Source organism: Collinsella aerofaciens, assembly GCF_015557435.1.
Lineage (GTDB): Bacteria > Actinomycetota > Coriobacteriia > Coriobacteriales > Coriobacteriaceae > Collinsella > Collinsella aerofaciens_Z.
The window spans coordinates 1-6,922 of sequence record NZ_JADNOH010000095.1 but is presented as its reverse complement, the minus strand read 5'-3'; the positions used below and the strand labels follow the sequence as shown (position 1 = coordinate 6,922).

Genomic DNA, 6,922 nt, shown 5'->3' with positions numbered 1-6,922 from the left:
GGTGATCTCCGCCTTGAGAGGGCGGCGTCCTAAACCGCTAGACGAACGGGCCATATGTAGCAAATGCAATGGCTGGGATGGAGGGAGTCGAACCCCCATTGACGGAACCAGAATCCGCTGTCCTGCCATTAGACGACATCCCAATGACTGCATCGCTGCGCTCGGCTGTGCCTTTGCGCAATAAAGAAATATACGGGAAGTCCCGCCGTGACGCAAGCCCCAATTTTGACTTTTTTGAAATTCGGTCAAATTGGCCTAAATTGGCCCAACCCGTGAAGGACCTGTGAAGCCCTCGATCGCGCACGAAGACGAAAGGCCGCAAGCGTCCCATATCTACCGTTGGCAGATTACCTCAACGAAGTTGCGGCATCTGAGGACACAATCAGGCTATCAATTCTAATGCGGATATCGAGGCGCCATGAACGAAGAGCTGGATTACCTATGGGAAACCCTAGGACTCGAGATAACGGCCGACCTATGGCCCGACCGGGGCAAAATCCACCCCACACTGCGCCCCGCCATCACCGTGATGCAGGCAAAATACCGCCGCGCCTCGTTTTTGATCATGCGAACGTCATGGCACGCAGGGCTCCCCGACCTCAAGCGCATCCAGGCAAGCTTGGTCGAACTATCCGGCATGCCGACCGTCATATCCGAGACGCACCTGGAGCAGCGCCAGCGCGAGCGACTGCAGCAGCAACGCATTCCCTTTATCTGTCCCGGCGTTCAGGCATATCTGCCCTTTATGGACGAGGAGTACTGGAGCGGTACGCCCAACAAACACGTAAAGGTCTACGACCCACACGAGTGGGCACAGCTGGAGGACTGACTAGGGCGGGCCCGTCGGCGGAAAATGCGTCCCACTCTGAGCACTCAAAACGGGTCGCACTTTCCGCAGCCGCTACAGCAGCGCCTCGGTCCAAGCCGCTTCCCTAAAGCCGGGAATCACAAAGTCGTCGCCCACCAGCAGCGGACGCCTGACCAGCATGCCGTCGGTCGCCAACAGCTCGTAGCACTCCTGATCCGTCATCCCCGCGTCCAGGCGCGCCTTCAGGCCCAGCTCTCGATATTTCATACCCGACGAATTAAAGAAGCGCCGCACCGGCAGCCCCGAACGAGCAATCCAGGTCGCAAGCTCATCGGCCGTAGGATTGTCCGTAACGATATCGCGGTCGATATACTCGACCCCATGTTCGTCCAACCACGCCTTGGCCTTTTTACAGGTCGAACACTTGGGATATTCAACAAACAGTACAGTCATAGGAATCCTCCGAATACAAATCGGCCAACACAGGCACACGCCATACGGGGCGCCTTCGCACGATGGGCCAATTGTAGCCCACGGGTCACGCGCTAAACGAACCGTACCCCGAATCCGCGCTTGATGAATGGCAGCAGCTCCATTGCCTCGGGCGTAATGTGGCCCGCGACGTTCATGCGCTCATCGCCGGTAAGATCGACCCGTGCAATCTCGAGCTCACCTTCGTAGCGTCCGTACCCGCTATTGCTCACAGCAATCGACCCCGCCTTTCGCGGCAAGCCGGCGCCGGAATCCGACGGCACGGCATCCGGCTTAAGCGTCGTCCTCGACTCCTGAGATCTAAAGATGTGAACACTCGAATCAGGACGATCGTGATGAATCTGCCCCCGCAAATAGGAATAGCCGGACTCCAACTCGCAATGCACGTCCACATATCCGGCGGAAACCTGAGCAAACTGTGTCCAGCCCGCATCGGAAAGATCGGGGTCACCCACCAGCACGATGTCGCAATCGGCGCCATGTGCAAGCTCAAGCATGTTAAGGGCAACCTTTGACGCGCGACCGCGCTGCGCCTCGACCGTCGGCAGTCCCTCGAATACCGGCCCGCGAACGTTAGCATCACCAGGTACAAAAGCCATGATTTCGAATCCAAGCGCCGCAAGACGAAGATTCACCCGAGCAATGTCCTCCAGAGCTAAACCGGTATAAGGCTTGGGGTAAAAATTGTGGCAGGCGGCAAAACGGGTCACATCGGCTCCGGCCTCACGCCACGATGCGATTTCGTCAGAACTCACCGTCGAAGCATTAACCACAATGCGAAACACCCTAGACAGCTCCGCGACCCGCTGGGCGCTAAAGCCATAGTCCAAACGAAGGTATTCCAGTCCCAAATCGCGCAGGTCCTCAATGCGCTCAAGCCCGAGCAAATCGCACGTGCGTGGTCCCACATCGGCAATGAGCGCAATGTCGCGGACAGAAAGCAGCGACAGCACCTGACGGACTTTATCGGCATACGCCGCTCCCCCGTCCTCGGGAATATGCAGCGAGGTAAATGCATAGCGCGCACCCGCCGCGGCACCACGCTCAATCGTCCGCTCAATATCCTGCACAGGACTGGAAAGATAAATCGAAATACCCGTTTTCACGCTTCAACGCTCCTTAAAAAAGGCCGGCGGAGCAGTTAGCCCCGCCGGCACAACGATAGCATCAACAAATCTGCCGCGCGCCGCGAGCCCTGAGCAACGCGGCTCGCGCTATCAAACTACTCGCCAAAGAACTCGTTGATCTTCTGCTCATCGACGCCAAAGAGCCATGTCAGGACAAAGCCGGCGGCATAGGCAAGCAGCACGGCGGCAACATAGCCGAGCTGCTGGCCAGGAACGACGATCAGCAGGCCAAACAGACCGGAAACGCCCTGAGAAACCGTGCCGATGTGAAGCAGCGCCGCGAGCGCGCCGCCAAATCCGGCACCCAGGCAGGCCGTCACAAACGGACGAACGAGCGGCAGCGTAACGGCATACATCAGAGGCTCACCCACGCCCAGGATGCCAACGGGGATGGACTCGGCGACATACTTCTTGAGCTTGGCGTTCTTGGTCTTAAAGTACAGTGCCAGACCGGCGCCAACCTGGCCGCCACCGGCCATCATAAGGATGGGCAACAGGTAGTTGATACCCTTGGTAGCGCCGTCGGGATCGTTGAGCATAGCGTGGATCGGCGTAAGCGCCTGATGCAGGCCGACGGACACCAGCGGCAAGAAGCCTGCCGACAGGATATAGCCGCCCAGGACGCCCAGCTTCTCGAAGATAAAGGTCAAAACGCTAAAGATGGCAGTCGTCAGCCATGCGCCAACCGGCTGGATGACGAGCATCAGAGCAAAGGCGCCGATGATGAGCACCAGCAGCGGGGACAAGAACGTGTCGAGTGCGTTGGGCATAACCTTGCGAATCTGACGCTCCATCCAGGCAAAAAATGCGCCAGCGATGAGAGCCGCGATCATGCCGCCCGCTGCGGGGTTGTACTGCGCATTGGTGAGCGGCAGCAGAATGGCAGTGGCAGGATCAGCCGCGCCAGGCGCAAGCAGGGGCATGGCGCTGTTGGCGATACACATCATGCCGGCGATGCCGCCCAGCGCAGCGGAGCCACCAAACTCGCGCGCCGCGTTATAGCCCACCAAGATGGGCAGATAGGCAAACAGGGCCCAGCCCATGGAACGAATGCCCTGGTACCACTACTCGCCTGCAAGCGCGCCTGCCGTCGAGACGTTAATGACGTTGCAGATACCGTTGATGAGGCCAGCCGCAATGATACCGGGAAGCAGAGCGACGAAGACATTGGAAATCTTCTTGAGGAAGGCCTGAACCGGCTTGGACTCGTACTTGGCCTTCTGCGCAGCCTTGTTTGTGGCCGCAGCGTCAACCACGCTCTCGTCGGCAACGCCTTTCGCAAGACCGGTGAGCTTGGAGAACTCCTCAAGCACCTTATTCACCTTGCCCGGTCCCAGCACGATCTGCATGGTATCGTCCTCGACCAGACCCATTACGCCATCGAGCGCTTTAATACCCTCTGTGTCGACGTTGCCCGCATCTTTGACGGTCACGCGCAGGCGTGTCATGCACGCCGCGTTTGCCAGCACGTTATCTTTACCGCCCAAAAGGTCCAGCAGCTTTTGAGCCAGCTCTTTGTTCGTCATAACTCCTCCTTGTATTGAATATCTCGTCCGGATGTCATATCAGCTCACGCCGTGCGCCTATTGGGCATCGGCATTGCTCTTCTCATGGCCGCTCACCGCAGCGCGAACATGGCCGCGCGCCCGTTCAAGAGCCGTCGCAGCCTGCTCGGCATCACAATCCAGCAGCACCGAGACGATAGCGGTTTTAACGTGGCCGCCGGCATCTGCAAGCGCCTGAACAGCGTGCTCGCGCGTGCAGCCGGTCGCCTCCATCACGATGTTCTGGCCGCGCACCACCAACTTCTCGTTCGTCTGCTGCACATCGACCATCAGGTTTTGGTATACCTTGCCGATCTTGACCATGGCACCGGTCGAAATCATATTGAGAATGAGCTTTTGAACCGTTCCCGCCTTGAGCCTCGTTGAGCCGGTAAGCACCTCGGGGCCGGGCACGGGCTCGATGGCAAGATCTGCACCCTCCCCAATCTTCGACCTTTGGTTGCAGGCGATTGCAATGGTCTTGCACCCGGCAGTCTTGGCATATGCAAGGCCGCCCACCACATAGGGAGTACGACCGCTTGCCGCCAGGCCAACGACAAGATCCTTGTCCGAGAGTCCACGCTCCCGCAGGTCGCTCGCGCCAAGCTCCTCGCTGTCTTCGGCACCTTCGACAGCCTTGATAAACGCCGTCTCGCCTCCAGCAATGAGCCCGACAATCAGATCGGGAGATACGCCAAACGTGGGCGGACACTCCGAAGCGTCGAGCACGCCCAGACGTCCGCTGGTGCCTGCGCCCATGTAAAAGACGCGCCCGCCGCGCTCGAGTGCCTCAGCAGCCCAGTCGATTGCTGTGGCAACCTGGGGTAACACTTTCGTGACCGACTGGACGGCACGAAGATCCTCATCGTTCATCGTCGTGACGATCTGCAGCGACGTCATCGTGTCGAGATCCATCGTTCGCTGGTTTCGCTGTTCGGTCGTGAACTTCGTTAAATCGAGCAATCCATTCACCTCATCTTTCCTGTTTCTCGATGTAGTTTTGCTTAATGACATGCGTCGCCCGTTCGTAATCGCTTGCAACGTAAGCGGCGTACAGAGCGTCGACAACCATGAGCTGGGCCATACGCGAAGCCATGGCACCGCTGCGGACCAGCGGCTCACTTGCGGCGACGCCGAGCACGGCATCGGCCATGGTGGCGAGCTTGGACGAGCCATCCACTTTGGTTACGGCCACAACGGGACAGTTATGGCGTTGAGCCTCCGCGGTGCAGTCCAGCACCTCTTGCGTCAAGCCCGAATAGCTAAAGGCGATTGCAATATCGCCCTCATGCATGTTCTTGGCGCACAAGAGTTGGTCGTGCCAGTCATCGTACAGATGGCACTCTTTGTCGACACGCATGAGCTTTTGCGCCAGATCGTGCGCAACCAAACGAGAGGCACCGATACCGAACAGATTGACCGCGCGCGCCCGCTTAAGATAGGCCGCGCATCGCTCAAGGACGGTGTAATCGAGCGTTCGCGCTGTCGCTTCGATCGTTCGTACGTTGCTTTTCATCACCTTCCCCACGATGCGCTCGACACTGTCGTCCATGGAGATGTCCTCGAGGGCAACGTCTTTCTTGTCACCCAAGAGCGCAAGCTCGGCAATCAGCTCACGCTGGAACTCCTTATAGCCCGCAAAGCCCAAGCGTTTGCAAAAACGCAAAATGCTCGAGGGTGAGGAGAACGTGGCATCGGCAAGACCGCGGACGGACAGCCCGACCACCTCGTGCGGATGAGCGCTCACATATGCGATGACATTGCGCTCCGCCGGGCTCGCGCTGAGCTCTCGCTCTCGAAGCCGCAAAAGCAATCCGTTTGCCATCTCAAACACCTCCGTTGAGAAGAATTAAAGACCAACGAACCATTCGTACCGTGTTAGAACTTCTTTTGCGGTACATTGTGCCGCATCGTGGCGCACAAAGGGCGAGCGCTCTACCGCTCGCCCCTCAAATCCGACCGCTCGGAAATACATGCGACACAAAATGATTCAACGAATCGGCCCTATCAGAAACGGGTTTGTTACCGGCTAGTGCCTCGCATGGGCGCCGATGGGACGCGTCACGTGGTGTACCCATGCGGCGACCAGCAATACCAGCAGCATCGCGGTGACATAGCCCGCAGCGTCGAAGCCCAAGTCGATTATGTCGAAATGCCTGCCGGGAACAAAGATCTTATGCACCTGGTCGCCAACGGAGCAGGCAGCGCAAAAGAGCAACACGGGCACGCAACGGGAGCATACACTCCACGGACGCCTAGAAAAGCAAACCGCGATCACCGAAGCGAACAATCCGACGAAGAAAAACTCTACGGTATGGGCGACGCGACGGACGTTTGTGCCTATCCACACGCGAATGGAAGCAAGTCGACCAGACCGGACATTCGAGGCAGCCGAATCGGTGCCCCTGGTCATTCCGTTCTCCGTCTGAGCTTCGCCCATGGCACCGGCAGCCTGAACGCCCGTAGCCTGACCCTCCACCACACGCGCGGTGGACTCGCTCAGCAGCGACGTCTGCACCGCGTTTTGCTCCGTCAGCACCCAGATGCCCGCCAGCGTTGCGGCGAACAGAGCGATCGCGATCCACCCGATTATTTTCTTCGTGTGCGCCAAAGGCCAACCTCCGTCTTTTTAAATATGAGCGAGTGTAGTCTAAATAGCAGTGTCGTCGTAGCAAAATTTGAATCGCAACAAGAAGCGACAGGGCTGCCATCTCCTAACCCGCCTCGCGCATCCAGCGATCGAACGTCCCCACGCACACACCCAAGCGCTTTGCTGCCTGGCTACGGGTGATATCGCCTGCCTCATAGCTATCGCGCACCAGTTCAAACTGCGGAGGGCATGGCTTGCGAGGCCGGCCAAACCGCACCCCTCGCGCCCGCGCTGCCGCAATTCCCTCCGCCCTTGAATATCAACTTCATCCGAACACCTCCCATATTCATCCGTACATGTA

Annotated in this window: 8 protein-coding genes and 1 tRNA gene; 1 reads left to right on the top strand and 8 read right to left on the bottom strand. The window is 58.5% G+C overall.

Annotation, left to right across the window (positions count from 1 at the left end; all coding sequences use genetic code 11):
• Positions 1–69: 69 nt before the first annotated feature.
• A tRNA-Gln gene (locus I2G43_RS09270) sits at positions 70–143 on the bottom strand.
• Between the two features lie 275 nt (positions 144–418).
• On the opposite strand from I2G43_RS09270, the gene I2G43_RS09265 reads away from it, so the two are divergent.
• Positions 419–829, top strand: a complete 411-nt coding sequence (locus I2G43_RS09265; RefSeq protein WP_195535934.1) for a hypothetical protein — start codon at positions 419–421, stop codon at positions 827–829.
• A 72-nt stretch (positions 830–901) separates the two neighbouring features.
• Here the strand turns inward: I2G43_RS09265 and I2G43_RS09260 are convergent, their stop codons facing one another.
• The 7 genes from I2G43_RS09260 to I2G43_RS09235 all read right to left on the bottom strand — a co-directional run bounded on the left by I2G43_RS09260 (position 902) and on the right by I2G43_RS09235 (position 6,582).
• Positions 902–1,261: an arsenate reductase family protein gene (locus I2G43_RS09260; RefSeq protein WP_195535933.1), complete on the bottom strand. Its 360-nt coding sequence runs from the start codon at positions 1,259–1,261 to the stop codon at positions 902–904.
• Between the two features lie 92 nt (positions 1,262–1,353).
• Positions 1,354–2,406 (bottom strand): MupG family TIM beta-alpha barrel fold protein, encoded by a 1,053-nt coding sequence (locus I2G43_RS10660; RefSeq protein WP_195535932.1) that lies wholly within the window; start codon positions 2,404–2,406, stop codon positions 1,354–1,356.
• Positions 2,407–2,522: 116 nt separating this feature from the next.
• The gene (locus I2G43_RS09250) at positions 2,523–3,470 is read right to left on the bottom strand and encodes a PTS transporter subunit EIIC (protein ID WP_229071759.1); all 948 of its coding nucleotides are present in this window, start codon (positions 3,468–3,470) and stop codon (positions 2,523–2,525) included.
• Between the two features lie 21 nt (positions 3,471–3,491).
• Positions 3,492–3,953, bottom strand: a complete 462-nt coding sequence (locus tag I2G43_RS10550; protein WP_229071757.1) for a PTS transporter subunit EIIB — start codon at positions 3,951–3,953, stop codon at positions 3,492–3,494.
• Positions 3,954–4,010: 57 nt separating this feature from the next.
• Positions 4,011–4,934 carry an N-acetylmuramic acid 6-phosphate etherase gene (gene murQ / locus I2G43_RS09245; RefSeq protein ID WP_195535931.1) on the bottom strand — a complete coding sequence of 308 codons (924 nt, stop codon included), beginning with the start codon at positions 4,932–4,934 and terminating at the stop codon, positions 4,011–4,013.
• Positions 4,935–4,944: 10 nt separating this feature from the next.
• Positions 4,945–5,796 (bottom strand): MurR/RpiR family transcriptional regulator, encoded by an 852-nt coding sequence (locus tag I2G43_RS09240; protein WP_195535930.1) that lies wholly within the window; start codon positions 5,794–5,796, stop codon positions 4,945–4,947.
• A gap of 204 nt (positions 5,797–6,000) precedes the next feature.
• On the bottom strand, positions 6,001–6,582 hold the full coding sequence (locus I2G43_RS09235) for a VanZ family protein (RefSeq protein ID WP_195535929.1): 582 nt from the start codon (positions 6,580–6,582) through the stop codon (positions 6,001–6,003).
• Between the last annotated feature and the right edge of the window lie 340 nt (positions 6,583–6,922).

Excerpts from the sequence above, each read along its gene's own strand:
- I2G43_RS09265 (WP_195535934.1), top strand. The coding sequence starts at position 419 with ATGAACGAAGAGCTGGATTACCTATGGGAAACCCTAGGACTCGAGATA.
- I2G43_RS09250 (WP_229071759.1), bottom strand. The coding sequence starts at position 3,470 with ATGGGCTGGGCCCTGTTTGCCTATCTGCCCATCTTGGTGGGCTATAAC.
- I2G43_RS09260 (WP_195535933.1), bottom strand. The coding sequence starts at position 1,261 with ATGACTGTACTGTTTGTTGAATATCCCAAGTGTTCGACCTGTAAAAAG.
- I2G43_RS10550 (WP_229071757.1), bottom strand. The coding sequence starts at position 3,953 with ATGACGAACAAAGAGCTGGCTCAAAAGCTGCTGGACCTTTTGGGCGGT.
- I2G43_RS09240 (WP_195535930.1), bottom strand. The coding sequence starts at position 5,796 with ATGGCAAACGGATTGCTTTTGCGGCTTCGAGAGCGAGAGCTCAGCGCG.